This window comes from Aquibium sp. ELW1220, assembly GCF_030398385.1.
Classification (GTDB): domain Bacteria; phylum Pseudomonadota; class Alphaproteobacteria; order Rhizobiales; family Rhizobiaceae; genus Aquibium.
In genome coordinates, this window is the sequence record NZ_JAOAOQ010000027.1 from 34,319 (window position 1) to 60,566 (window position 26,248).

Here is a 26,248-nt window from a genome sequence, read left to right on the forward strand (position 1 = left end):
TCGCGTCACGCCGATGGCGTAGCCGGAGCGGAGGATGGTACGGATGACGTCGGGCATGCGGCCGTTGTTGACAGACTTGCGCGGGCGCCCGAAAGGCTCAGCGAGCGGGATGCTGGTGACCGGGAATGATCAATACCAGGAGAGCTGGTTCTTCGGCAGGCGTCCGCTCGGATCGAAGACCTCGACGCGGTGGGGACACCAGAGCGCCCGTGGGCGGCGAAACCGAAACGACATTCATTGCCCGACTCCCTGCCCCGACTTGAGACAAAACTGCCCCGATTTGAGACAAAACATAGGGCAGTACGGTTAGGACTCCAAGGGTCCGCCCCCTCACGCCTCGCGGATGGCGTAGCCGGCGCCGCGGATGGTGCGGATGACGTCGGGCATGCGGCCGTTGTTGACGGCCTTGCGCAGGCGCCCGACATGGACGTCGACGGTGCGCTCGTCGATGTAGATCGTCTCGCCCCAGACATTGTCGAGAAGCTGGCCGCGCGAAAAGACGCGACCGGGATGCTGCATCAGGAATTCGAGCAGGCGGAACTCGGTCGGGCCGAGCTTGATCTCGGCCTTGCGGCGGTAGACCCGGTGCGCCTCGCGGTCGAGCACGATGTCGCCGACCTTGAGCACGGAAGACAGCACTTCGGGCTTGGCACGGCGCAGCAGCGCCCGGACGCGGGCGACGAATTCGGGCGTCGAGAAGGGCTTGACCAGATAGTCGTCGGCGCCGGTGGACAGGCCGCGGACGCGGTCGCTCTCCTCGCCGCGGGCCGTCAGCATGATGATCGGGAGGCGCTCCGTCTCGGGCCGCATCCGCAGGCGGCGGCACAGCTCGATGCCGGAAATGCCGGGCACCATCCAGTCGAGGACGAGCAGATCCGGCACGCTCTCCTGCAGCCGGATCTCGGCCTCGTCGCCCCGGGTGATGATCTCGACCTGGTAGCCCTCGGCCTCGAGGTTGTATTTCAGGAGGACGCAGAGCGGCTCCTCGTCCTCCACGACCATCACCTTGGCGGCGATCATCTATCCGTCGTCCTTCAGGCAGTGGCGTCGGAGACGGCGGTCTCGTCGACGCGCGGACGGGACATCGGCAGCTGCCGGCCCGTCATGACGTAGTAGGCGTTCTCGGCGATGTTGGTGACGTGGTCGCCGATGCGCTCGAGGTTCTTGGCGCAGAACAGGAGGTGCGTGCAGGCGGTGATGTTGCGCGGATCCTCCATCATGTAGGTGAGGAGTTCGCGGAAGATCGCCGTGTACTGGATGTCGATCTTCTCGTCGTCGGCACGCAGCGCGGGCAGTTCCTCGGCGCGGCGCTCGGCATAGAGCGCCACGACGCCGCTGACCTGGTCGTGCACCAGCGAGGCCATCGAATCGATCGAGTGCGACAGCGGCTTGGGCGTCGCCGACTGGCCGACAGCGCCGACCCGCTTGGCGATGTTCTTGGCGAGATCGCCGACGCGCTCGAGGTCGGCGGCCATGCGGATGGCCGAGACGACGGCGCGCAGATCCTGCGCCATCGGCTGGCGCCGGGCGATCAGCGTGATCGCCTGCTCGTCGAGCTCGCGCTGCTTGGCGTCCATGATGGCGTCGTCGGAGATGATGCGCTGCGCCAGCGCATTGTCCGACGACAGGAGCGCACGGGTGGCGTCGGCGACCATCGAGGCCGACAGCGCGCCCATCTCGCGGATCAGCCTGTCGATGGATTCGAGTTCCTGGTCGAAGGAGGCAACGGTGTGCTCACCCATGGTCTGTCCTCGTCTTTCTGGACCGGCGTCAGCCGAAGCGGCCGGTGATGTAGTCCTGGGTGCGCTTGTCGTCGGGGTTGGTGAACATCTTGTCGGTCGGCCCCTCCTCGACGAGGTAGCCGATGTGGAACATGGCGGTGCGCTGCGACACGCGCGCCGCCTGCTGCATCGAGTGCGTCACGATCACGATGGTGTAGTTCTGGCGCAGTTCGTCGATCAGCTCCTCCACCTTGGCGGTGGCGATCGGATCGAGCGCCGAGCAGGGCTCGTCCATCAGGATCACCTCGGGCGACACCGCGATGGCGCGGGCGATGCACAGGCGCTGCTGCTGGCCGCCGGACAGGCCGGTGCCGGATTCCTGCAGGCGGTCCTTCACCTCGTCCCAGATCGCGGCCTTGCGCAGGCTCTTCTCGACCACCTCGTCCATCTCGGCCTTCGACTTGGTCAGGCCGTGGATGCGTGGGCCGTAGGCGATGTTCTCGTAGATCGACTTCGGGAACGGATTCGGCTTCTGGAACACCATGCCGACGCGGGCGCGAAGCTCGACGACGTCGATGGAGGGATCGTAGACGTCCTCCTGGTCGAGCGTGATCTTGCCGCCGACGCGGCAGCCGTCGATCGTGTCGTTCATGCGGTTGAGGCAGCGCAGGAAGGTTGACTTGCCGCAGCCCGACGGGCCGATCAGCGCGGTCACCTGGCGCTCGGGCACCGCGAGATCGACGCCGTACAGCGCCTGCTTCTCGCCGTAGTGCACGGTGACCTTGTCACCGCGAATCTTGATCCTGGGTTCGTTCGTCATGGGCGACAGCTTCTGCTCGATGGAGGCTTCGTTCAGCATGTTCATGTCTTTCTACTCCATTACCAGCGGCGCTCGAAGCGCTGCCTCAGGAAGATGGCGATCCCGTTCATCACGACGAGGAAACCGAGCAGCACCAGAATGGCGGCCGAGGTTCGCGCCACGAAGCCGCGCTCGGGGCTGTCGGCCCAGATGTAGATCTGCGTCGGCAGGGCGGTCGAAGCTTCGAACACGCCCTCGGGCGGGCTGGTGATGAAGGCGTTCATGCCGATGAGCAGCAGCGGCGCCGTCTCGCCGAGCGCCTGGGCAAGACCGATGATCGTGCCGGTCATGATCGAGGGCATGGCGAGCGGCAGGATGTGGTGGAAGATCGCCTCGTGCTTCGATGCGCCGACGCCCAGCGCGGCTTCGCGGATCGACGAGGGAACCGAGGTCAGCGCGGCGCGCGTCACGATGATGATGGTCGGCAGCGTCATCAGCGCGAGCACCATGCCGCCGACGATCGGCGCCGAGCGCGGCAGGCCGAACGTGCCCAGGAACACGGCGAGGCCGAGGAGACCGAAAACCACGGAGGGCACCGCCGCGAGATTGTTGATGTTGATCTCGATCAGGTCGGTGATGCGGTTCTTCGGCGCGAACTCCTCGAGATAGATCGCGGCGGCGATGCCGACCGGGAAAGAGATGAGGAAGCAGACCAGAAGCAGCCAGAAGGAGCCGGAGATGGCGCCGGCCAGGCCGGCCAGCTCGGGGAAGCGGCTGTCCGAATTGAAGAGAAGGGCCCAGTTGAAGGGACGCGAGATCGCACCCTGCTGCTCCAGCGCATTGTAGAACTCGATCTGCTTGTCTGTAACCCGGCGCTGGTCTTCGGGCAGGTCGGTGTTCACGAGCCCCTTGGCCAGCTGGTCGAACGGATCCGACAGCGGCACCACGAAGGTGGCCCTGCCGTCGAGCAGAGCCGGCTCGGCCAGGATCCGGTCACGGATCAGGAACGGCGCCGACGAGGTGAACAGCGAGAAGTAGTCGCGCTCGTCCGAACGCGAGAGTTCGCCGATGTCGTCACGCACGGCATCGCGGAAGATGTTGCGCCAGTTCGCTTCCATCGGGTTCTGGCGGTCGAACTCGGCGGCGCTGAAATCGATGTCGATCGTCACCATCGACTGCCTGAAGGCATTCGAGCCGGTGTAGATCAGGGTCCCGACCAGCGTGGCCAGGAAGCCGAGGGCGAAGGCGATGGCGACCATGCCGTAGATCTGCAGCCGGCGGTCGGCCGCGTAGCGGGCCTTGCGGCGCGCCGCCATGGCGTCCGACTTCCAGGCGACCAGACCGCCGGTGCCTGCCGGGGTGGCGTCCGAGATTGCCATCAGTACTTCTCCCGGTATTTGCGCACGGTGCGCAGTGCAATCAGGTTGAGGCCGAGGGTGATGATGAACAGCATCAACCCGAGTGCGAAGGCGGCGAGCGTCTTCGGATTGTCGAACTCGCTGTCGCCGATCAGCAGCGTCACGATCTGCACGGTCACCGTCGTCACCGAGTCGAAGGGATTGAGCGTCATCTTGGCGATGAGACCGGCGGCCATCACGACGATCATGGTCTCGCCGACGGCACGGCTGAGCGCCAGCAGAACGCCGCCGACGATGCCCGGCAGAGCGGCCGGCAGCAGCACCTTGCGGATGGTCTCGCCCTTGGTGGCGCCGAGGGCATAGGAGCCGTCGCGCATCGCCCGCGGCACCGCGGCGAAGGCGTCGTCGGAAAGCGAGGAGATGAAGGGAATGAGCATGACGCCCATGACACCGCCCGCGGCGAGCGCGCTGTTGGGCGCCGCGTCGATGCCGAGGCTCAGGCCAAGGGAGCGGATGGCGGGGGCGACCGTGAGCACGGCGAAGAAGCCGTAGACGATGGTCGGGATGCCGGCGAGGATTTCGAGCAGCGGCTTGACGGCGGCGCGGAAGCGATGGTCGGCATACTCGGTCAGGTAGATCGCCGAGAGGATGCCGGTCGGCACCGCCACCGCCATGGCGAGCGCCGAGATGACGAGGGTGCCGAACAGCACCGGGATCATGCCGAAGGCGCCCTGCCCGGCCACCTGGTCGGCGCGGATGGCGATCTGGGGCTCCCAGCGAAGACCGAACAGGAACTCGGTGACTGGGACGCGGGCGAAGAACAGCAGCGCCTCGTAGACGAGCGAACCGACGATGCCCGCCGTGGTCAGGATGGCGACCAGCGACGAGAACATCATGAACCAGGTGACCGACCGCTCGACGCTGTGGCGCGCGCGGAACCTGTGTTCGATCGCCCGATAGCCGAGGAAGGCGCCGATCGCGACCAGGGCGGCGACGAGTGCCACCATGGCCCAGGTCGCCAGTACTTCCAGAGACCGCAGGTGTTCGACCGCAGCCAGAACCTCGGCCGACGGCTCCTTGAAGATGGTGCCGGAGGCGACCTGACGGATCTCGCTGATCAGCAGGTCCTGCTGCGGACCGCTCAGCTGGTCGGAGCCCGGGAAGGAGGCGATCACCAGGGCATCGACGATGCCGTTCTGGAACAGCAGCCAGATCAGGATGAAGACGAATGCGGGGACGCCGGTCCAGATGGCCGCGTTGAGGCCGTGGTAGATCGGCCGTGAATGAGACTTGGAGCCGCGCGCCGCATCACGCTTCTGGCGGGCGCGCCACGAACCGACGAATGCGGAAACCAGCGCGGCAAGCGCCATCAACCCGATCAGATAGCCCGCCATGATGTCCCCGCTACCCCAGCATTACGCAGATGCAAACCGACCGCCCCGGTGGGGGCGGTCGGGTCTGTCGGTTCCGATCAGGAGCCGAGCTTCTTGGCTTCGGCCACGGCCTGCTGAAGCTCCTTGAGCTTCGCTTCCGAGAGCGGGGTCAGGCCGCGCTCCGGGAGATAGCCGTCGGCGCCGAGAGCGCCATCCGACACGTATTCCATCAGGAAGTCGTTCATCCCGGGGATGACGTCGCGGTGCGCGTTCTTCACGTAGAAGAAGATCGGACGCGAGACCGGGTAGGAACCGTCGGCGATGGTGTCGAAGTCGGGCGCGACGCCGTTCACTTCGACGGCCTTCAGCTTGTCGGAATTCTCGTAGAGGAACGAGTAGCCGAAGATGCCGATGGCGTTCGGGTCGGACTCGAGGCGCTGCACGATCAGGTTGTCGTTCTCGCCGGCTTCGACGAACGGGCCGTCCTGGCGCATGCGCGAGCAGACCTCGTTCCACTTGTCGGCATTGGCCTTCTTGAGGTCGGCCATGCCCGGCAGGTCGGCGCAGCCGTCATGCATGACCAGCTCGACGAAGGCGTCGCGGGTGCCGGACGTGGGCGGAGGGCCGAAGGCGATGATGTCGAAGGCCGGCAGCGAGGCGTCGATGTCGGACCACTTCTTGTTCGGGTTGGCGACGAAGCCGCCATTGCCGTCCGGAAGCTCGGCGGCGAGCGCCTTGAAGATCTGCTCTTCGGTCAGGTCCATGTCGGGAGCCGAACGGGCATGAGCGATCGAGAGGCCGTCATAGCCGATGAGCGCCTCGGTGATGTCGGTCACGCCGTTGGCGGCGCAGAGTTCGACTTCCGAGGACTTGATGGCGCGCGAGGCGCCGGTGATGTCGGCGAAGTCGGGGCCGATGCCGCCGCAGAACGCCTTGAAGCCGCCGCCCGTGCCGGTGGACTCGACGACCGGAGCCGGCTTGCCGGACTTGTTGGCATACTCTTCGGCGGCTGCCTGGGAGTACGGGAAGACGGTCGACGAGCCGACGACCTTCACCTGGTCGCGCGCAGCGGCGATGCCGGCAGACGCGGTCAGGGCGATGGCCACGGCCGACGCCGAGACGAGAAATTTCTTCATTGGGCCTACTCCTCTTGGGAATTCCTGTGACGCCAAAGTCTGGTGTCGCGGCCCGATTAGACCCGCCATGTTACAGTTCGATGACACATTTGTGTCGTGTCGATTAAGGTTCGCAGCGACTGCGCCGGGCGAGGTCTGCGGCATCGGCGATTCCTCTCCGCGAATCAGAAACTTGCCGCCTGCCGGACGAACCTGCGCGATGTCTCCGGCGCCGCGCGGAAAAAACGCTCGCCGCGCCGGGCCGATGGCGAAGGATCAGGCGGTCGCCGCCTGCGCCTGTCGCGAATGCTCGACCCAGCGGCCGATCTTCTCGCGCAGGGTCCTCGGGCTGATCGGCTTGGACAGGTAGTCGTCCATGCCGGCTTCCAGGCACCGGTCGCGGTCGCCCTTCAGGGCATGCGCGGTGACGCCGACGATGGGAATGCGCTCGCCCTCGCCTTCTTCCGCGCGAATGGCCTGCGTGGCCTCCAGCCCGCTCATCTGCGGCATGGACACGTCCATCAGGATCATCGACGGGCGCTGGCTGCGCCAGGTCTGAAGCGCCAGTTCGCCGTTGCCGACGATCTCGAAGGTAAAGCCGGTCTCGCCCAGGATCTGCGCGAAGACCAGCTGGTTCACCTCGTTGTCCTCGGCGACGAGAATGTCGAGATGGCTCGTCCAGCCGAGGGAATCGGGGTCGGGCTCGCTCACCGGCAGGAATGGAGACACCGTCCGCTCGGGAAGCCGGGCGATCTCGTGCGGCTCCGCGGCGACGGCCTCGCCCTTCTGCGTGACCGGGGCGGGCGGAGCGACGCCGCGCGCGATCCGCCGACGCTGGATCTCCGCCTGCAGCGCCTCGTGCAGCGCATTCGAGCGGACCGGCTTGATGATCTGCATGGCGATGCCGAGGTCGCGGTTCTGCTTGCCGCTCAGGGGCTGGTCGACCGAGGTGAGCATGATCACCGGCGTGTCGTCGATCATGGGCGTCTGGCGGATGCGCGCGGCGACGTCGGCACCGTTCATGCCCGGCATCTGGTAGTCGAGCACGACGCAATCGACCGCGAGTCCCAGGCGTGCGGTCTCGGCCAGCACCGCCAGCGCCTCACCCCCATTGCTGACCGCGCAGGCATCGAAGCCCCAGGCCGACATCTGCTCCATGAGGATGGAACGGTTCACCGCATTGTCGTCCACGACGAGGATGCGGGCGCCCGTGACGTCCATCGGCGGCGTGCGCGGGGCTTCCAGCGCCGCCCCGACCGGGAGGTCGAGCTCGAACCAGAAGGTGGATCCCTTGCCCACCTGGCTCTCGACGCCGATGCGCCCTCCCATCAGGGCGACCAGGCGCGACGTGATGGCCAGGCCGAGCCCGGTGCCTTCATGGCGGCGGGTCGAGCTGGAATCGACCTGGCTGAACTTCTCGAACACCTGCGCGATCATGTCCTCGGGGATGCCGATGCCGGTATCCTCGATCTCGACCCTGAGGCTCGCCGCTCCGTTCGCCACCGTCCCGGAGACGTCGACGAGCACATGACCGGTATCGGTGAACTTGACGGCGTTGCCGACGAGATTGGTGACGATCTGGCGCAGGCGTCCGACGTCGCCCACCACGACGGGTGGCAATGCGGGGTCGACCCGCACGACGAGTTCGAGGTCCTTCTCGTTGGCGCGCGTCGACATCAGCGTGGCGACGTCCTCGACCGATTCCGCGAGGTTGAAAGGCAACGGATCGAGCACGAGCTGGCCCGCATCGATCTTGGAGAAGTCGAGAATGTCGTTGATGATGGTCAGAAGCGCGTTGCCTGACTTCACGATGATGTCGGTGAAGGTCTTTTGCTTCACGTCCAGCTGGGTCCGCGCCAGGAGTTCGGCCATGCCGAGGACACCGTTCATCGGCGTGCGGATCTCGTGGCTCATGTTGGCGAGGAATTCCGACTTGGCGCGGTCCGCCAGCACGGCACGCTGCTCGGCGCGCCGCAGCTCGTCCTCGCGATGCTTCAACTCCGTGATGTCGACACGGACGCCGACGAAATAGCCGTCGCTGGTCCGTTCGTCATAGACCTGCAGCCAGGTGCCGTCGGCGTTCTGCTGTTCCCGCACGGCATGCGTATCGTGATAGCGGCGCAGGCAGGTCTCGACCCAGCCGCGCGGATCGTCGGTATGGAGCCGTTCCATCTCCGGCTCGTTGGGGAAGCGGAAATAGCCGGCCGCATGGCCAGCCTCCAGGACGTCCCGCAAATGAACTCCGGGCACGAGCAGATGCGCGATCTTCGGCAGTCGGCTGACGATATGCTCGTTGCACAGCACGAACCGGTCCTTGTCGTCATAGATGACGACCCCGGCCGGAAGCGTCTTGAGGACATGCGCGAGCCGGCGCCTTGCCTCCTCCGCTTCCTGCTCGCGCCGACGGATGTCTGTGATGTCGAAGAGGAACCCGGACACGAAGCGCTTGCCGCCGTCGATGGTGACGAGCTGCTTGCGCAGGATGCGGAACCGGCCGTCGCCGTGTCGGCTGGGGTCGTCTTCCACCTCTATTGGGACGCCGGTTTCGAGGATCTGTCTCTCATCCGCCTCGGCCGGAATGGCCCAGCGGACATCGAAGACCTCCTTCGACCGCTTGCCGAGCAACGTCCTGGCCTCTTCTCCGACGAGACGGGCAAAGGCTTCGTTGACGAAGACGTAGCGCAGCTCGGTGTCCTTGACGAAAACCGGATCGCTGACGGCATTGAGCGCCGCCTCGACCAGTCCGGCCCGCTCGAGAGCACTTTCGAGCTCTGCCTCGCGCTGCTTCAGCGGCGTGATGTCGTAGTGGACGAGAAACGTCTTGCCGGCCGACAATGGCGTGATCGAGTAGACCAGCGTCGATCCGTCGGCGCGATTGATCTCGCCTGTGACGATCCGACCAGACTTCATGCCGGCGATGCGCTCGTCGAAATAGGCGTCCTGCTGGTCGCGGGGAACGGCATAGAGGGCCCGCACCGAATCCAGGTCGAAGACCTTGCGCAGCGGCGTGCCGACCGGCACCGCTTGCTCGTCGATGCGCCAGAGGTCGCGGAAGGCACAATTTACCGATTCAATCCGCAGTTCCGGATCGAGGAGCATCACGCCCATGTTCATGGCATCGAGCGCAGTCTTGAAGTCGCCGACCACGCCCTGCATCGCAGCGTTGGCACGGGCGAGTTCGTCCTCGCGCTGCTTCGCCGCCGTGATGTCGTTGCAGATGCCGATGCGGCCACCTCCCATGGTCGCGTATTCGCGATGGAGGATCCAGCGGCCGTCGGCGAAGCGCAGGATCATCGGTTCCGGCGCGTCGCCAGCGCGGTTGCGCAGGAAGGCCTGCAGCCACTCCGCCGGGGTATCGCCGCCGAGATCGAAGATGCCCCTCTCCAGCCCTGCGCGGAGAAAATCGGCGACATGGATGCCGGGACGAACGACATCGGAGAGGCCGTCATAGAGCGTCAGCAGCGCCTCGTTGTAGAGCACGATCCGGTTGTCGGTGTCGTATATGGCGACCGCATCCTGGATCACGTTCATCGCCGCGCGAAGCGTCTCGGCGTCGGTGCTGGCCGAACGGGCCGACGCCACGGGCCGGAGTGGCTCCTCTTCTTCGTCCCGCAAGCGCTGCGTTGCGGCGTCGATCAGCGCGGTGACGTCGCGCGAGGCGCCACGGTAGCCGCGGAAAGTCCCGCTCTCGTCGAGGATCGGCACGCCGGAAACCGAGATCCAGCGGCAGCCCGCGTTCCCCGCCGGCAGTTCCAGCAGGAAGTCGCGGAAGGGCTTTTGCTCCGCGATCAGCGCCAGATGGGCCGCGACCCGCGGATCGTCGAGCGCCTTGCGGGAAAACCCCTGCATGGCCGATCGACCGATGATCTCCGAGCGCGACAGACCGGTAAAGTCCGCACAGCGGTCGCTGACCCAGGACCAGCGATGGAATTCGTCCGTCTCCCACAGCCAGTCGGCCGACAGTTCGAGGAGGGTCGCGAAACCGTGCGCCCCGAACTGCGCGTCGATCTCGCGGAAGACGCCGGCCGCTCCTGCCGCAGGGGTCGACGAAGGCCAGGCACCTGCCGCGATCCGCGGCATGTCCGGCGAAGCCCTGCCATTGACACCTTCCACCCGCAATCCCCCGACAGCGTACGTGAGGACAGTCATGCCGCAGAAGTTTTAAGGATTGACTAACCATTCGCGGACCAACGGTCCGCGAATGGCATGACGGCGTCGATCAGAACGCGTTGACGTCGAAACGCAGCGGCTTGGCCGAATCGATCTTGGGATTGGCGCGCAGCTCGGCCAGCACGTCCTGCGGGAACGGCTCGTCGAGATAGAGCAGCGCGATGGCATCGCCGCCCGGCCGGTCGCGACCGAGCTGGAAGTTGGCGATGTTGACGCCGTTGCCGCCGCAGATCGAGCCGAGCAGGCCGATGATGCCCGGCGCGTCGGCATTGGTGGTGTAGAGCATGTGCTGGCCAACCTCGGCGTCGAGATTGATGCCCTTGATCTGGATGAAGCGCGGCTTGCCGTCCGAGAAGCAGGTGCCGGCGATCGAGCGCGTCATGTGCTCGGTCTTCACCGTGAGCTTGATGTAGCCGTCGAACACGCCCGACTTGTCGCGGCGGACCTCCGACAGGATGATGCCGCGCTCCTTCACCATGATCGGCGCCGACACCATGTTGACGTCGGAGACCTGCGGCCGGATCAGGCCGGCGAGTGCAGCACTCGTCAGCGCCCTGGTGTTCATCGTCGCGGTGGCACCGTCGAACAGGATCTCGACCTCCTTGATCGGATCGTCCGTGACCTGGCCGACGAAGGCGCCGAGCACCTCGGCCAGCTTGACGAAGGGCTTGAGCCGCGGCGCTTCCTCGGCGGTGATCGAGGGCATGTTGATGGCGTTCGATACGGCGCCCTTGATCAGGTAGTCCGCCATCTGCTCGGCCACCTGCAGCGCCACGTTCTCCTGCGCTTCCGACGTGGAGGCGCCGAGATGCGGCGTGCAGACGACGTTGGGCATGTCGAACAGCGCGTTCTGCGTGGCCGGCTCGACCTCGAAGACGTCGATGCCTGCGCCGGCGACCTTGCCCGACTTCAGCGCCTCGACGAGGTCGGCCTCGACGATCAGCCCGCCGCGGGCGCAGTTGATGATGCGCACGCCGTCCTTCATCTTCGCGATGGCGGCCTTGTTGATGATGTTGCGCGTCTTGTCGGTCAGCGGCGTGTGCAGCGTGATGAAGTCGGCGCGGGCGAAGAGCTCGTCGAGTTCCACCTTCTCGATGCCGAGTTCGGAGGCGCGGCTCTCCGACAGGAACGGATCGAAGCCGACGACGTGCATCTTCAGACCGATGCCGCGGGTGGCCACGATCGAGCCGATGTTGCCGCAGCCGATCACGCCCAGCGTCTTGCCGGTGATCTCGACGCCCATGAACTTGTTCTTCTCCCACTTGCCGGCGTGGGTAGAGGCGTTGGCCTCCGGTATCTGGCGGGCGACGGCGAACATCAGCGCCACCGCGTGCTCGGCGGTGGTGATGGAGTTGCCGAAGGGCGTGTTCATCACGATGATGCCCTTGCGCGACGCGGCCGGGATGTCGACGTTGTCGACGCCGATGCCGGCCCGGCCGATCACCTTGAGGTTCTCGGCCGCCGCGATCAGCTTCTCGGTGACCTTGGTGGCCGAGCGGATGGCCAGACCGTCATACTGGCCGATGATCTCGGCGAGCTTGTCCTTGTCCTTGCCGATCTCCGGCAGGTAGTCGACCTCCACGCCGCGATCCTTGAAGATCTGCACGGCGGTGGTGGAAAGGGCGTCGGAAACGAGAACGCGGGGCATGGGTGTTGTCCTTCGGAAGTTTGCTTCCCCCTCCCCCTTGCGGGGAGGGTGTCGGCGGAGCCGACGGGTGGGGTGGTCATGCTTGGCTGGCGGATGCGGGAGGGCGACCTGGACCTGCCCGGTCCAGCGCGTCGCCGCCACCCCCACACGGCCATTCGGGCGATCCTCCCCGCAAGGGGGAGGGCAAGGGGCTCAGGCCGCAGCCTTGAGCGCGGCCTTCTGCGTGGCGAAGGCCCAGTCGAGCCAGGGCAGCAGCGCCTCGAGGTCGGCGGTCTCGACGGTCGCGCCGGCCCAGATGCGCAGGCCAGGAGGCGCGTCGCGATAGGCGCCGATGTCGTAGGCGGCACCCTCCTTCTCGAGCAGGGCTGCGAGGTTCTTGGCGAAGACCGCCTGCGCGTCGCCGTCGAGAGCTGCGATGTCGGGATCGACGATCGTCAGGCAGACCGAGGTGTTGGACCGCGTCGCCGGGTCGACGGCGAGGTGGCCGAGCCAGGACGAGGCCGAGACGAAGCGGTCGAGCACGGCGAAATTGGCGTCGGCGCGGGCGACGAGCCCGTCGAGCCCGCCCACCGACTTCGCCCATTCGAGCGCGTCGATGTAGTCCTCCACGCAGAGCATCGAGGGCGTATTGATGGTCTCGCCCTTGAAGATGCCCTCGATCAGCTTGCCGCCCGAGGTGAGGCGGAAGATCTTGGGCAGCGGCCAGGCCGGCTTGTAGGTTTCCAGCCGCTCGACGGCGCGGGGGCTGAGGATCAGCATGCCGTGCGCGCCCTCGCCGCCCAGCACCTTCTGCCAGGAGAAAGTGACGACGTCGAGCTTCGAAAAATCGAGCCGCTGCGCGAAGGCCGCCGAGGTGGCGTCGCAGATCGTCAGGCCCTTCCGGTCGGCGGGGATGAAGTCGCCGTTCGGCACGCGCACGCCGGACGTGGTGCCGTTCCAGGTGAAGACAACGTCGCGATCGAAATCGATGCTCGCGAGGTCGGGCAGCTCGCCGTAGGCCGCCTCGATGGTGCGGGCGTCCTTGAGCTTCAGCTGCTTGACGACGTCGGTGACCCAGCCCGCGCCGAAGCTCTCCCAGGCGACCATGTCGACGCCGCGCTCGCCGAGCAGCGACCACATCGCCATCTCGACAGCACCGGTGTCGGAGGCCGGAACGATGCCGATGCGGTAGTCGGCGGGAACGTTCAGCATTTCACGCGTGAGGTCGATGGCGCGCTCGAGGCGGGCCTTGCCGACCTTGGCGCGGTGGGAGCGGCCGAGCGGTGCATTGGCGAGCGCCTCGGGCGACCAGCCGGGACGTTTCGCGCAGGGACCGGATGAAAAATTGGGGGATGCCGGACGCAGTCCGGGCTTGGAGATCGTCATCGTGGTCTATCCTTCCAGATAGTAAGCCCGCTCGTTGGGGAGGGGTGGCCCACGGACGGCGATAGTCCCTTCGCCCCCGTGGCGTCAAGGGCAAAGTTTTCGTCGCTGAAAGGATGGTTGGCCCGGGTTCGGGAGCCGGCAAACGAAAAGACGGCGGACTGGCCGCCGTCTCTTCGGGAGTGTCATGGGTAGACCGGGGATTACCAGAGATCGTAGCGCAGGCCGACCTTGACCTGGTGGATGTTCATGCCCTTGGCGATGACGACGTCGTCGTTGCGGATCGTCACGTATTCGGCGCCGGGCGCCGTGATCCAGTGATAGCCCACGTCGAGAGAGGCGTTCTGGGACATCTGGTAGCTGACGCCGGCCCCGAGGGAATAGAGCAGGCTGACCTTGTTGCGGTCGATCGAGGTGCCGGGATAATCGACGTCCTCGTCGTTCACGCTCGTCTGGCCTTCGCAGAGTTGAGTGGTGGTAGTCTGCGAAACGCCGGCGACGCTCTCGATCTCTTCGAATGCGCTGCATGTGCGATCGTTCAGGTTCAGCTTGACCGGCGTATAGACGAGCCCGAGACCAGCGCCGACATAGGGCGTGAAGCCCGCCACTGTGCCGAGGTCGGCATAGACGTTGGCCATGCCGGTCCAGGCCGTGCTCTCCGCCGTCGTCTTGGAGTAACAGTCGACGTCCACGTTGCTGACGTCGACATCCGGCGGATCGATCGGGTCTCCATTGATGTCGTAGGTCACCGTCGTCACGGTCTGCGTCACGGCGCAGCCGTCATCGCGGCTTCCGAAGACGTTCGCCTTGCTCGACGACAGCATTCCGAAGTTCATGTCGGTGCGGAAGATGTCGTTGAAATGATAGCCGAAGCCGACCGTGCCGCCGACCACCGTATGGGTCTCGCCGAGCCCCTCCAACTCAAATCCCGTGGGCGGAACGGGCTCCGCGATTTCGTAGTTGGTGTAGTCCCTGGCGAAATTGTAGCTGACGTCGCCGCGCAGATACCAGCCGGAGCCGATCTCGACCGGCACGTATTCCGGCGCCTCCTCGATGTAGAGGGGGGCGTCGTAGTCGGCCGCGATGGACTGCGACAGCGGCCATGCCACCAGGACAGCGCTCGACAGCAGGAGACGGGTCAAGAGTTTCATGGGCCTCACTCCGGAATCACGCGACCGGGCGGAGGATGCGCTTCGCGCCGGTTCATGAGGCACTATTAACCATAGTGGTTAAATGCGGGTTAAGCATAACCGCGCACCGGCGGCAGAGTTTTCAAGGACTTCGCAAGGCCGGCCGCGCCGCGCCCAAAGCGAAGGGCCGCCCGGCTCGACGCCGGACGGCCCTACGGAATACGCTGGGAAGAAGCGATTATTTGTAGACCGGCTGGTAGACGGGCTCGGGCTGGAAAGCGATCTGCTCGGGGGCGCAGTTCTCGTTGCCGCCGAAGCTCCAGCGCAGGCCGCCGCGAACCTCGTGGGCATTGATGCCCTTGTCCGTGCCAGGGCCGGTCACGACGGCGAGGCCGAACATCGGGCCGCCTTCGATGTGGGTGTAGCGGTAGCCGACGTCGAGGTTGAGGTTCTCGGTCAGGCAGTAGGAGGCGCCCGCCATCAGCGCGTAGGCAAACCGCCAGCCGGAGCCGCCCTCGTGCACGGTCACGCCGCCATCGGTGTTGCGCAGGTCGTCCCACTTCAGGTAGGCGCCGCCAAGGCCAGCACCGATGTAGGGCGTCACGCCATAATAGGTACCGAGGTCGGCATAGGCGTTGGCAAGCAGCAGGAAGGCCGAGTAGCTGGATTCGTCATAGGACGTGCCGCAGGCGGAGGTGCAGCCCTGGCTGTAGCCGCGGAAATGCGACTTCGACCAGTAGTCGCCGGTGAGGTCCGTACGCAGATAGCGGTTGATCTGGTAGCCGACGCCTGCGCCGAGCGACCATGCCGCGTCCAGTTCGCCGTAGAGCGTATTGTAGCCGGGATCGACCACGCCGCCCGCGCCGTAGGTGATGTATTCGGCGCGGTCGAACTTCGACCAGTGATAGTCGATGTCGCCGCGAATGTACCATCCACCGACCTCCTGGTAGATCGGCGCCGGCGGCTGGTATTCGACGACCGGCGGCTCGTAGATGTCCGCGGCGAGGGCTTGTGAAACGCCGCCGAGCGCGAGCGCTGCGATGATCAGCCTGACGGGCTTCAGCATGAGGGTTATCCTTGCAAGTCCCGGATTCGTCGCGGCCGGGATGTGGTTGAACTCGCCAAGGATAATGAAACCCAAAGGTTAAATAGGATTTAACCGTGTTCGTTTACCGTGATTGAAGGTCCGGCCCATGCCGGGTCCTGTTCTCCCAGGCCGACGGCGGACGCGGTTGTCGAAAAGAAGGAACCGCGCCGAGCGCGGTCCGATGCAGCAATTTGATCGCGACAGCTCAGGCGGCGGTCTTGATGCTGCCGATAGCGCCGACGATGTCGTCGACGACGGTCTCGACCAGCGAGGGATCGTCGCCCTCGGCCATGACCCGGATCAGCGGCTCGGTGCCCGACGGACGGATCACGAGGCGGCCGGCGGCGCCCAGACGCTGGCGGGCTTCCTCGATCATCGCCCGCACCGGCTCGCTCTCCAGCGGGCGGCCGCCGGTGAAGCGGACGTTCTTCAGCACCTGCGGCACCGGCTCGAACTTGCGGCAGACCTCGCTCGCCGGACGGTTGGACCGCTTGATGCAGGCCAGCACCTGCAAGGCGGCGACCAGTCCGTCGCCGGTGGTGGCGAAATCGGACAGGACGATGTGACCTGACTGTTCGCCGCCGACGTTGAAACCGTGTGCGCGCATGTGCTCGACCACGTAACGGTCGCCGACCTTGGTGCGCTGCAGGGTGAGGCCGAGTGTGCCGAGATGGCGCTCGAGGCCGAGATTGGACATGACGGTGGCGACCACGCCGCCGCCCGCAAGGCGGCCGGCCTGGTGCCACGACTCGGCGATGACGGCCATGACCTGGTCGCCGTCGACGATCTCGCCGTTCTGGTCGACGATGATCATGCGGTCGGCGTCGCCGTCGAGCGCGATGCCGATGTCGGCCCTGACCTCGCGGACCTTGTCGCAGAGGCTCTGCGGCGCGGTGGAGCCGCAATTGTCGTTGATGTTGAAGCCGTTCGGCTCGTCGTGGATGGCGAAGACTTCGGCGCCGAGTTCCCACAGCGCGGCCGGCGCCACCTTGTAGGCGGCACCATTCGCGCAGTCGATGACGACGCGCAGGCCCGCGAGCGACATGGAACGCGGCAGCGTGCGCTTGGCGAACTCGATATAGCGGTCGTGCACGCCGTCGATGCGCTTGGCTCGGCCGAGTCCCTCGGAACTGGCGAGCTGGCGCGACAGATCCTTGTCCAGCATCCCTTCGATACGCGTCTCGATCTCGTCGGAAAGCTTGTAGCCGTCCGGCCCGAACAGCTTGATGCCGTTGTCGTAATAGGGGTTGTGCGAGGCCGAGATCATGACGCCGATATCGGCGCGCAGCGACCGCGACAGCATGGCGACGGCGGGCGTCGGGATCGGGCCGAGCAGGAAGACGTCCATGCCCGCCGCACAAAAGCCTGCCACCATGGCGTTTTCGATCATGTAGCCCGACAGCCGCGTGTCCTTGCCGATGACCACCCTGTGGCGGTGACTGCCGCGCTGGAAGGACAGGCCGGCAGCCATGCCCACCTTCATTGCCACTTCGGCGGTCATGGGAAAGGAATTGGCCCGTCCCCGGATTCCGTCCGTTCCGAAATATTGCTTGGACATGCGCGTCGGTTTCCTCACCGCGTCTGGATTCCCCGGCACCGCGGGTGTGCCATAGCGGACATTCTTCCCGTAATCACAATATGTGAGGTTGTGTAACCGAACGGTTGAACCGCAGGCGGCGGAGCGCAGGCCGGCTCCTGCCGCCGCCGCACCCCGCGACGCCTTGTGCCCTGCGATACAACCCGATCCACCGTTCAGCGTCTAGTCTCCCGCCATCTCCGTCGGGGCCCTTTCCCGGCGGTCTTCAGAGGCATGAACAGAAGAGGATCGATCCCATGGACGCAGGACAGACCATCCGCACGCTCGCAACCAAGCTCGGGCTGAACGACACCGCCTTCGATGCCGACGGGCGGCTGACGATCGAACTCGGACGCGGCGCCGTCATCCATGCCGCGCGCCTGGACGACCACACCGTGGAATGGAGCGTGCCGCTGCCCGACGTCGACTTCGCCGATCCGGCGATGATGCGGGTGATGCTGGAGGCGAACTGCCTCGGCGCCGGCACCGGCGCGGGCCGGCTCGCCGTGGACGGCGACCTCGCCGCCTATTTCTGCGAGCGCTGGGTGGTGCGCGGGATGGACGAGAAGGAGACGGAGCGCCGTTTCGACGAGATGGCGGCGGTTGCGGCCTACTGGCTCGGCGACGGCGCGGACCTGCTGATGGAGAGGGCGCAGGCCAGCCGCCACAACGGCCGAGACCACGTTCCGCCCCCCGCAGACGAGGACATGCTGGTCATGCGCGCCTGACGCGCGCCGGTCTGCCTGTGTCGGGCGACACCCGAACGCGGAGCAGACAGAATGGTGCGTGACGTCCGGCACGCAGCATGGCGCGAGCCGGACGCAGGATGCGGGAACGGGCAGCCAACGGAGAAGATCGATGGTCAGCGGAGTGAGCGGCAACTACAGCGTCACGCAGACATACACGCGCAACGTCGAGGAGGCGGACTTCAAGAACGCCCAGAAGACCGGGTTCGCCCTCCCGAAGGCACCGAACCAGAACGTCCAGGAGGGCAGTTTCGGCGCGTTCAAGAGCAGCCTCTCCTATTTCACGGAGAGCCTGAAGGGATTCTTCGAAGCGCCGCTGGGGAAGAAGATCGAGTTCCTGAAGGACCGCATCGAACTGCGGGCGATCCAGAAGAACGAGGCGGGGCAGATCGCGCCGCTGGACCGCAAGGACGTCGCCACGATGAGCGGCATGAGGATCGAGCACCACGCCCTGCAGAGCGGATCGGCGAGTTCGATGCTGAGAAGCAACAGCGACAGGGAGATCGCCCAGCTGAGCATTTCCCTCGGCGACTGGCTGAAGGAGATCGACGGCAACGTCAAGGCCAGCGGGAAGTCGTACGGGGTCGAGCTGGAACGCGCGGCCGGCCACGTGACCGCCAACCTGACCGAACAGGACTGGGCGCATGTCGACGTGGCGGGGCTGAAGAAGCTCGAAGGCCAGTTCCGCTCCGAGGGACGGGTCGCCAAGGCAGACCTGCTGAAGGCGATCATCGGAAATCTGGAGAAGGAGTTCACGCCCGAGAAGGCCGAAGCCCTGTTCGGCGGTAAGGCGCGCAGCTACGTTTCCGAGTATGAGGGAGAAGTCCATTCGTTCTGGCGCAACTCCACCGAGGGATCGAACGCGCTGTCGTCGCTGGTGGCGCAGAGCTTCAAGAACCCGCTCAAGCACGAAGCCTACGGCAAGATGACGCCACATCTCGACAAGGCTGCCACGCTCGAATCCATGAAGGATCTGGGGGGTACGAAGAGTTTGACCAAGGAACAGGCGGCGACCCTGGGCAAGCTCGCAGAGCAGCTTTTCGGCGTGCTCGAGGAGATCAAGGTCACGGACGGCATGAAGTCCCCGATGGAGAAGATCGCCAAGGACATCCAGACACTCCGCACCGACGACAAGAACAGCGTGACGCAGAAATTTTTCGTCAACGGCATTCTCCTGAAGGCGCTGGCCCCCGAGTTTTCCGTCCGGAGCGGTGATCTGGGAAAACTGACGGTCGCTCTGCTGTACGACGCCGTCGTCGGGTCCCGCGCCGACACGACCTCCCCTTACGGCAAGGAAATGCTGGCGCTGAAGGAGCGGATCGGCGGGAAGGTGGACGACATGCTGCAGCGTTTCGGCATGCCCGCCAGCGGGCGGACCGAGGCCGTGGTGCTGGAGGGCGTTTCCAGGAAGGAGAAGCAGATCGACTCGATCGCGGGACAGCTCAAGGAGGTCGATCTCTACCTCGCCGAGAACCCGATCGAAGAGCGGAAGATCGAACCGGAGCGGAAGCCCGTCGACCTGGAGAAGATCCAGCAGCGCAACCGCCAGATCCTCGACAAGTTCAAGCTCTGAGGCGCCCGCCCGCTGCGGGGCGACGTTCGAACGCCACGCCACCCCGGCGTGGCGTTCTGCGTTCGGGCCTGCTCGTGGCGGTGGCACCGACACCTGTGTCGGTCGTCACCCGCGCTCGGGCTCTGCACGCGGGAGGTGACGCCCGGCACGCGGCACGCCCGCATTCCGCGACAGAATGCACCCGACGGCACCGGATGGGAGAAAATCGATGGTGGGCGGAGTTGGCGGCAACTACAGCGTTACAAAGACCTTCACGCGGAATGTCGAGCAGGCCGATGTCAGATACGCGAAGAAGCACGATGGCGAGAAGCTCGCCAAGGCGCCGAACCAGAACATCGAGACCGGCACGCGCGGTGCCTTCAAGAACAGCTTCTCCTTCTTCGCGGACAGCTTCAAGGGGTTCTTGGAAACGCCCTTCGGCAAGAAGCTCGACTTCCTGAAGGACCGCATCGAACTCCGCTCGATCCAGAAGGGCGAGGTCGCGGAGCAGAAGACGGCGCAAAGGAGCGATCGTCGGGACGCAGCTCTGGCAGGCGGAAAGACCATCAAGTTCGAACCGCCGAGTTCGAAGGACTCGGCCAAGGCCCTCGAGATGCTGAAGGATCGCGGCAGTGGCAACGAAAGGCTTCTCGCGCAGCTCACCGTCTCGCTCGGCAAGTGGGTGGGCGAGGCGGAGGCGAAGGCCAAGGAGAACGACACGGACCTCAAGACGGAGATGAGGCGCATCGCCGCCTCGCTGGCATCCAATATCGGCGACGAGGATTTCAAGATCCTGCACCTGCCCCAACTGCGCGACATCGCCGCGCAGCTACGCAGCGAGTTCCGCCACGAAAAGGCGGAGATGCTGGAGGAGATCGTCGGGGCCTTCAGCCAGGTGGTCACGCATGACAAGGCGGTGGAGAAGTATCACGACACGGCCAGAACCTACATCAGCGACTTCCGGGGCGAGCCGAAGATGTTCTGGCGCAACAACCAAAATGATGGCGAGAAGGCGCTCAAGTCGCTGGTCTCGCACGGCTTCACGAACGAACTCGGCAACAGGATCGGCAACGACATGAAGCCGATGCGCCAGACCGAAACCTTCCGCTCCATCGACATCAAGCCGCCGACGCATCTCGACTTGTCCGAAACGCAGGCCAAGGACATCGGTCGCTTCGCCGAGAGCATCCTGCAGAAGCTGGAATCCTTCACGCTCACCGAACAGATGAAGGACACGCTGCGCCTGGTCTCGAACGATATCGCCGAACTCCGCCCGAACGAGAAAGGTCCGATGACGCGGCAGTTCTTTCTGAACGCCATCTTCCTGAAGAGCGTGGCGAGCGCCCAGGCGGGCAGCCAGACCTTCCAGCTGGCGATGCGGATGGTGACCGACGCGCTGAATGCCCAAGGCGGCTCGGACACACCCTTCGCCAAGGAGACGAATGCCTTCCGCCAGACCTTCGGCCAGCGCATGGAAGAGGTGCTGGTGCATTTCGGCATGCCGGAATATGCGCGGCGGTGAGCTCCGCGCGACGACAGATCCTGCCGGACGTGGCCTCGAAAGGAGTCCTTCGGGCGTCGAGGCGGACTCCGGCCATTCCATGTCCGAGTCCCGCCCCGCTGCGTCGGCGATACCGTCGCCATTCGCGGGCCCACGGATGATCCCAGAGATCCAGTCCGGAGCGCGGGACATGTCGGACGTCACACCAGGCGGGTATCGCCCGTCACCTGCGACGCCCCGCGAACCGGTCAGAGTGCCGGTCACGCATCGAGAGGAGCACTTCCATGGGCGATCCCGTCGTCACCGGCAGCAGCAGAACCAGCGTCATCATCGACACCGACCTGAAAACGGACGGCGGCAAGATGGACAAGGGCGACATGACGACGCCGCCCAACAAGGCCTCCTTCATGAAGTCGGGCCTCGAGTTCTTCAAGGAGACGATGAGCGGCCTGAAGGGCAAGAGCTTCATGGAGAAAATCGAGTTCATCGGCGAGCGCATCGCGCTGCGCAAGGAGCAGAAGGCCGAGTTCAAGGAGAAGATGGCCGACTACAATCTCTCCCTCGAGAAGAAGGCCTACATGGAATCGCTGGACCGGCGGGACGCTGAGGTCGCGGGTGTCAAAGACCTGAACAAATTCGATAAGAAGGATCAAATTGCGTGGCTGATCAAGGACTCGAAAACGCCGGCCGGGTTCGGCGAGCGGGTCAGCACCGCCATGGGCTCGCTCCTCCTGGAGGTGGACAAGCTCATCGAGAAAGAGACTACGGGCGAGAATGAGGGAAAGACGTTTACCCGCGAACAGGCCTTCGTCAAGATCGCCGACAGATTGGTTCTCGAATGCACCGCTTCCCAGCTCGGCGAGATCAAGCCGAACGTGCTGAAATACATCGCGAGGGAAATGGCCGACGAAGGCCGCACCGACAAGGCAAACTTTCTCAAGATCATCGCTGACAAGTTTGGTGATGCGACGAAGCCGGAGAACGCCGTCAGGCTGTTCAAGAACACGGCACTGGAACATGCAAGGACCGCGGGCGAGATGTCGTTCCTGCGACAGGCGGGGGGAAATGATGGCATTACGCAGAAATTCCTCGCCTTCGGTGTGAATGCGAGCGAACTCATGGACTCCTCGTTGGCCATTTGGGACAAGACGAAGGAGAAAGAGGCGTACAAGACACTCGAGACGGATCTCCGGTCGATCATCCGGGTGGCCGTCGATAAAAAATCGATAGAAAGCTTCAATCTCACCTCTGTCTACCCCCAACTTTCTGAAGAAGGAAAGAAGGCGGTTGCCTCGTTGGTGAAGGATTTCGTCGCGGACTTGAAAGCCAACGGCTTCCCGGAAACCTTCAGAATCGCGCTGAACGAAATCCAGTCTAAAGTGGTCGAAGGAGGTGTCGACGTCGGATCCAAAATATCCAGCCTCTTCGTTTCATCCTTGCTCAAGAACGCGACGCCAAGCATCACCAACAATATTGGACTACACACCGGCCCCGAATCAAAAAAGGAAGACAAGAAGGAAGAATTAACGAAGGAACAGATCCTCAAGGAAGCGATCATAAACGAGAAGGTCGCGAATACTTTGGCAACATTGATCTCGGGGGCACTCACCGGCGCGGTGAACGGCGGCATCGCCGATGCCAGACTCAATACGATGGACCTCGCGAACCTTCAGAAGGACGTCCTGATCCCGCTCGGTCGTGAGGTTTCGGTGATTTTCACGACCGCCGGCATGAACGAGGAAGGGCTGAAAGCTCGAACCAATCTGATCGACAGGCATGAAAAATACATCGAAGACGGGAAGCACTTGAACGTGATCGCCAGTCATTCGTCCCCTCCTCCGGAGACGGGCGATCTCAAGAACAAGTAGGCGAGCAGAGCAAGGACAGGCGCAGAACCCATGAGCAACGCACATCACCTCTTCTCGATCCTGGCGCAGGCGGCCGGCGCCGCTTCGCTGTCGCTCGGCCGGGATGGACAGACCTCGATCCCGATCGGCCGCGAGCTGACGATCCACGTGACGCAGGCCGACGACCGGGCGCTGGAACTGAGCTTCCGGATCCCGCAGCTCGACCGGCCGGACCGCGCCGTCATGCTTGAGATGCTCGAAGCCAACGCCGCCGCCGCCGCCGGAGAAACCGGCTCTCTGGGGCTCGACGGCACCGAGGCCCTCTACCGCGAACGCTGGCTCGCTTCCGAAACGGTTCAGCATTCCGTGAAGCCCCGGTTCGATGCGCTCCTCGCACTTTCCCGACGCTGGCGCGGGGGCGATGCCGCGGCCCTGCTCGAACGGGCCCGCCTGCGCCGCGAGGCGGACGCCCGTCCCCCCGCCTTGAGCGAGGATCCCCCGCTCGACGAGGATGCAGATATAGAAGCCGCCGAGCCCGTCATGATCCGCATCTGATCCGATCCACAAGACCGCGGCATGCAGGCCGCGACGGATGGGCGGACCCGGAAAGACCCGCCGCAGCAGAAGGACGCAGACACATGTCGCAGCTCGACACGCTCGTTGGGGCGATCGGTTCGCTGCTCGACCAGCCGGGGCTGGGACTGGGCGAAGACGGCAAGACAATACTGACGCGGCTCGGCGAACGGGTCGTGGAAGCGAGGCGCCTCGACGGGGAGACCCTGGAGCTCGCCGTCGCCCTGCCGGACCTCGATTATCCGAGCGAGGCGATGATGACCGAAATCCTCCAGGCCAATTCTCTCGGCGCGGCGACCGGCTGCGGGTACCTGGCGCTGGAGGAGCACCGCGTCTCGCTGCGCGAGCGCTGGCACACCGCCACGGTCACGGCAGACGGCGCACCGGGACGCTTCGAGGGCTTCGTGGAATGCGCCGGCTACTGGCTCGCCGTCGGCTGCGACCAGTTGCTGGAACGGGCCGCGGCTGCCACGCCGCCCGCCGAATACTCCGGCGAAGAGTTGCACCGGATGGGCGGCGACATGGTCCTGATGCGCGTCTGAACCACACCTACACCAGTGAAAGAAGCCGCTGCGCCTGCGCGAGGTGCAGGAGTTCGACCATGCGGCCGCCGATCTGGATGACGCCCTTGCCGGCGTTGTCCGGCAGCGCGAAGGCGGCGACGATGGCGCGGGCCTCGGCGATCTCGTCGGGCGAGGGCGAGAAGGCGCGGTTGGCGGGCTCGATCTGGGCGGGATGGATCAGCGTCTTGCCGTCGAAGCCCATGGCCCGGCCGTCGTCGCACTCGCGGGCGAAGGCGTCGAGGTCGCGGAAATCGTTGCAGACGCCGTCGAGCGCGTCGAGGCCGCCGGCCCGCGCCGAAAGCACGATCTGCTGCAGCCACGGGATCAGCCAGCGGCGATCGGGCGTCATGCGCACGCCCGTCTCCTTGGCGAGATCGTTGGTGCCGGCGACGAGACAGGCGAGCCGGGCGGCGCGGTCGCGGCCGAGTTCGGCGATGGGGCCGAGATTGAGCATGCCCTTCGGCGTCTCGATCATCGCCCAGAGCCGGATCGCAGGATCGGCGTAGAGCGAATCCAGGGTATCGTCGGCCGCCAGCACGTCCTTTGGCCCGTCGACCTTGGGCAGGAGGATGCCGTCGGGCACGCAGGCGGCGGCGGCGGCGAGATCGTCGGCGCCCCAAGGGCTCGACAGAGCGTTGACGCGGACGACGAGGTCGGGTCCGCCTGCTGTCCGCCCGGCGAAGACAGCCGGGAGGCGCGCACGGGCGTCGTCCTTGGCGGACGGCGCGACTGCATCCTCGAGATCGATGACCACGACGTCGCAGGCGAGCAGAGGCGCCTTGGCGAGCGCCTTCTGGTTCGAAGCGGGGACGTAGAGGACGGAACGGCGCGGGCGGAACGACTTGCTCATAGACGAGTCATGGCAAGGCGAGAGGCCCCTTGCAAGAGCGCGGAGGTTCCGGCAGAGCGAGCGCCATCCGCATCGGCAGGAGCCAGGAGACCGCCATGGCCGGCTACGACATCGTCATCATCGGCGGCGCCATCGTCGGCGCCTCGCTGGCCTGGCAGCTGCGCGAGGAGGGCTTCGGCGGCACCATCGCGCTGATCGAGCGCGACCCGCGCTTCGAGCACGCGGCGACGACCCTGTCCTGCGCCTCGATCCGCCAGCAGTTCTCGATCCCCGAAAACATCCGCCTGTCACGCTATACGCTCGACCTGTTCCGGCGGCTGAAGGAGGAGTTCGGGACCGACGCCGACATCGGCTTCCGCGAGAAGGGCTACCTGATCCTCGCTTCCGAGGAAGGCCGGTCCGTGCTCGAGGCCAACCACCGCGTGCAGGCGGCGGAGGGCGCCGACATCCTGCTGGAGGACGCAGCGGCGCTGGAGAAGCGCTTCTCCTGGCTGTCGACCGAGGGCATCGCCGCTGGCGCCTTCGGGCGCAGCGGCGAAGGCTGGTTCGACGCCCATGCGCTGCTGTCGCTGTTCCGCAAGGCGCTGAAGACGCGGTCGGTGGACCTGATCGAGGCCTCCGTGACCGCCATAGCGCGCGATGGCGACAAGGTGACGGCGGTCACGCTGGACAAGGGCGAGACGCTGGCCGCAGGCATCGTCGTCAACGCGGCCGGACCGAACGCCGGCAAAGTGGCGGCGATGGCCGGCCTGGCGCTGCCGGTGGAGCCGCGCAAGCGTTCGGTCTTCGTGTTCGAGGCGCGCGACCGCTTCGACGACATGCCGCTGCTGGTCGATCCGTCCGGCGTCTACGTGCGCCCGGAAGGCTCGGTCTACATCACCGGCGGTGCAGAGCCCTACGCGACCGACGCGGCGGCCGACCCGGCCGACTTCGAGCCGGACTGGCCGCTGTTCGAGGAGACGATCTGGCCGGTTCTGGCCACCCGGATCCCGGCCTTCGAGGCGATCAAGGCCACCCGCGCCTGGGCCGGCCACTACGACTACAACACGCTCGACCAGAACGCCGTGATCGGCCCGCACCCGCAGGTGACGAACTTCCTCTTCGCCAACGGCTTCTCCGGCCACGGCCTGCAGCAGGCGCCCGCCGTCGGCAAGGCACTGGCCGAATGGATCGTCCACGGCGGCTGGCGGACGATCGACTGCTCGGTGTTCGGCTACGCACGCGTGGCGGCCGGGCGGGCCTATCGCGAGTTGAACGTGATCTGAGGCATCCGGAGA

Annotated in this window: 20 protein-coding genes; 7 read left to right on the forward strand and 13 right to left on the reverse strand. The window is 65.5% G+C overall.

What is annotated here, in order from left to right; all coding sequences use genetic code 11:
- Positions 1 to 330: 330 nt before the first annotated feature.
- From phoB to glmM, 12 genes are all read right to left on the reverse strand, one after another.
- The gene (gene phoB, locus N1F91_RS21110; protein ID WP_289995197.1) at positions 331 to 1,020 is read right to left on the reverse strand and encodes a phosphate regulon transcriptional regulator PhoB; all 690 of its coding nucleotides are present in this window, start codon (positions 1,018 to 1,020) and stop codon (positions 331 to 333) included.
- Between the two features lie 14 nt (positions 1,021 to 1,034).
- Positions 1,035 to 1,742, reverse strand: coding sequence for a phosphate signaling complex protein PhoU (phoU, locus tag N1F91_RS21115; protein ID WP_289995198.1), 708 nt, complete (start codon positions 1,740 to 1,742; stop codon positions 1,035 to 1,037).
- A gap of 28 nt (positions 1,743 to 1,770) precedes the next feature.
- Positions 1,771 to 2,586, reverse strand: a complete 816-nt coding sequence (gene pstB, locus N1F91_RS21120; RefSeq protein ID WP_289995199.1) for a phosphate ABC transporter ATP-binding protein PstB — start codon at positions 2,584 to 2,586, stop codon at positions 1,771 to 1,773.
- A 14-nt stretch (positions 2,587 to 2,600) separates the two neighbouring features.
- Entirely contained in the window at positions 2,601 to 3,899 is a 1,299-nt protein-coding gene (pstA, locus tag N1F91_RS21125; RefSeq protein ID WP_289995200.1) for a phosphate ABC transporter permease PstA, read from the reverse strand.
- Complete coding sequence (gene pstC, locus N1F91_RS21130; RefSeq protein ID WP_289995202.1) at positions 3,899 to 5,272, reverse strand: phosphate ABC transporter permease subunit PstC; 1,374 nt, start codon at positions 5,270 to 5,272, stop codon at positions 3,899 to 3,901. Before pstC ends, pstA begins: the two co-directional genes overlap by 1 nt.
- Before the next feature lie 77 nt (positions 5,273 to 5,349).
- Positions 5,350 to 6,387, reverse strand: coding sequence for a substrate-binding domain-containing protein (locus N1F91_RS21135; RefSeq protein ID WP_289995204.1), 1,038 nt, complete (start codon positions 6,385 to 6,387; stop codon positions 5,350 to 5,352).
- Positions 6,388 to 6,642: 255 nt separating this feature from the next.
- Complete coding sequence (locus N1F91_RS21140) at positions 6,643 to 10,479, reverse strand: response regulator (RefSeq protein ID WP_289995205.1); 3,837 nt, start codon at positions 10,477 to 10,479, stop codon at positions 6,643 to 6,645.
- A 106-nt stretch (positions 10,480 to 10,585) separates the two neighbouring features.
- Positions 10,586 to 12,184 carry a phosphoglycerate dehydrogenase gene (gene serA / locus N1F91_RS21145; RefSeq protein ID WP_289995206.1) on the reverse strand — a complete coding sequence of 533 codons (1,599 nt, stop codon included), beginning with the start codon at positions 12,182 to 12,184 and terminating at the stop codon, positions 10,586 to 10,588.
- 192 nt (positions 12,185 to 12,376) lie between these two features.
- On the reverse strand, positions 12,377 to 13,549 hold the full coding sequence (locus N1F91_RS21150; protein WP_289995208.1) for a phosphoserine transaminase: 1,173 nt from the start codon (positions 13,547 to 13,549) through the stop codon (positions 12,377 to 12,379).
- Between the two features lie 200 nt (positions 13,550 to 13,749).
- Complete coding sequence (locus tag N1F91_RS21155; protein ID WP_289995210.1) at positions 13,750 to 14,697, reverse strand: outer membrane beta-barrel protein; 948 nt, start codon at positions 14,695 to 14,697, stop codon at positions 13,750 to 13,752.
- Positions 14,698 to 14,914: 217 nt separating this feature from the next.
- The gene (locus N1F91_RS21160) at positions 14,915 to 15,742 is read right to left on the reverse strand and encodes an outer membrane protein (protein ID WP_289995211.1); all 828 of its coding nucleotides are present in this window, start codon (positions 15,740 to 15,742) and stop codon (positions 14,915 to 14,917) included.
- Between the two features lie 226 nt (positions 15,743 to 15,968).
- Complete coding sequence (glmM, locus tag N1F91_RS21165; protein ID WP_289995212.1) at positions 15,969 to 17,321, reverse strand: phosphoglucosamine mutase; 1,353 nt, start codon at positions 17,319 to 17,321, stop codon at positions 15,969 to 15,971.
- A 275-nt stretch (positions 17,322 to 17,596) separates the two neighbouring features.
- Between glmM and N1F91_RS21170 the strand changes: the two genes are divergently transcribed.
- From N1F91_RS21170 to N1F91_RS21195, 6 genes are all read left to right on the forward strand, one after another.
- Entirely contained in the window at positions 17,597 to 18,067 is a 471-nt protein-coding gene (locus N1F91_RS21170) for a type III secretion system chaperone (protein ID WP_289995213.1), read from the forward strand.
- A 130-nt stretch (positions 18,068 to 18,197) separates the two neighbouring features.
- Positions 18,198 to 19,658 carry a hypothetical protein gene (locus N1F91_RS21175; RefSeq protein ID WP_289995214.1) on the forward strand — a complete coding sequence of 487 codons (1,461 nt, stop codon included), beginning with the start codon at positions 18,198 to 18,200 and terminating at the stop codon, positions 19,656 to 19,658.
- A 208-nt stretch (positions 19,659 to 19,866) separates the two neighbouring features.
- Positions 19,867 to 21,159, forward strand: a complete 1,293-nt coding sequence (locus N1F91_RS21180; RefSeq protein WP_289995216.1) for a hypothetical protein — start codon at positions 19,867 to 19,869, stop codon at positions 21,157 to 21,159.
- Between the two features lie 263 nt (positions 21,160 to 21,422).
- Entirely contained in the window at positions 21,423 to 23,006 is a 1,584-nt protein-coding gene (locus tag N1F91_RS21185; protein WP_289995217.1) for a hypothetical protein, read from the forward strand.
- Positions 23,007 to 23,036: 30 nt separating this feature from the next.
- On the forward strand, positions 23,037 to 23,540 hold the full coding sequence (locus N1F91_RS21190; protein ID WP_289995218.1) for a CesT family type III secretion system chaperone: 504 nt from the start codon (positions 23,037 to 23,039) through the stop codon (positions 23,538 to 23,540).
- 83 nt (positions 23,541 to 23,623) lie between these two features.
- Complete coding sequence (locus N1F91_RS21195; protein WP_289995219.1) at positions 23,624 to 24,100, forward strand: type III secretion system chaperone; 477 nt, start codon at positions 23,624 to 23,626, stop codon at positions 24,098 to 24,100.
- A gap of 7 nt (positions 24,101 to 24,107) precedes the next feature.
- Here the strand turns inward: N1F91_RS21195 and N1F91_RS21200 are convergent, their stop codons facing one another.
- Entirely contained in the window at positions 24,108 to 24,971 is an 864-nt protein-coding gene (locus tag N1F91_RS21200) for a CoA ester lyase (RefSeq protein WP_289995224.1), read from the reverse strand.
- A gap of 95 nt (positions 24,972 to 25,066) precedes the next feature.
- On the opposite strand from N1F91_RS21200, the gene N1F91_RS21205 reads away from it, so the two are divergent.
- Positions 25,067 to 26,236, forward strand: coding sequence for an FAD-binding oxidoreductase (locus N1F91_RS21205; RefSeq protein WP_289995226.1), 1,170 nt, complete (start codon positions 25,067 to 25,069; stop codon positions 26,234 to 26,236).
- Positions 26,237 to 26,248 lie beyond the last annotated feature (12 nt).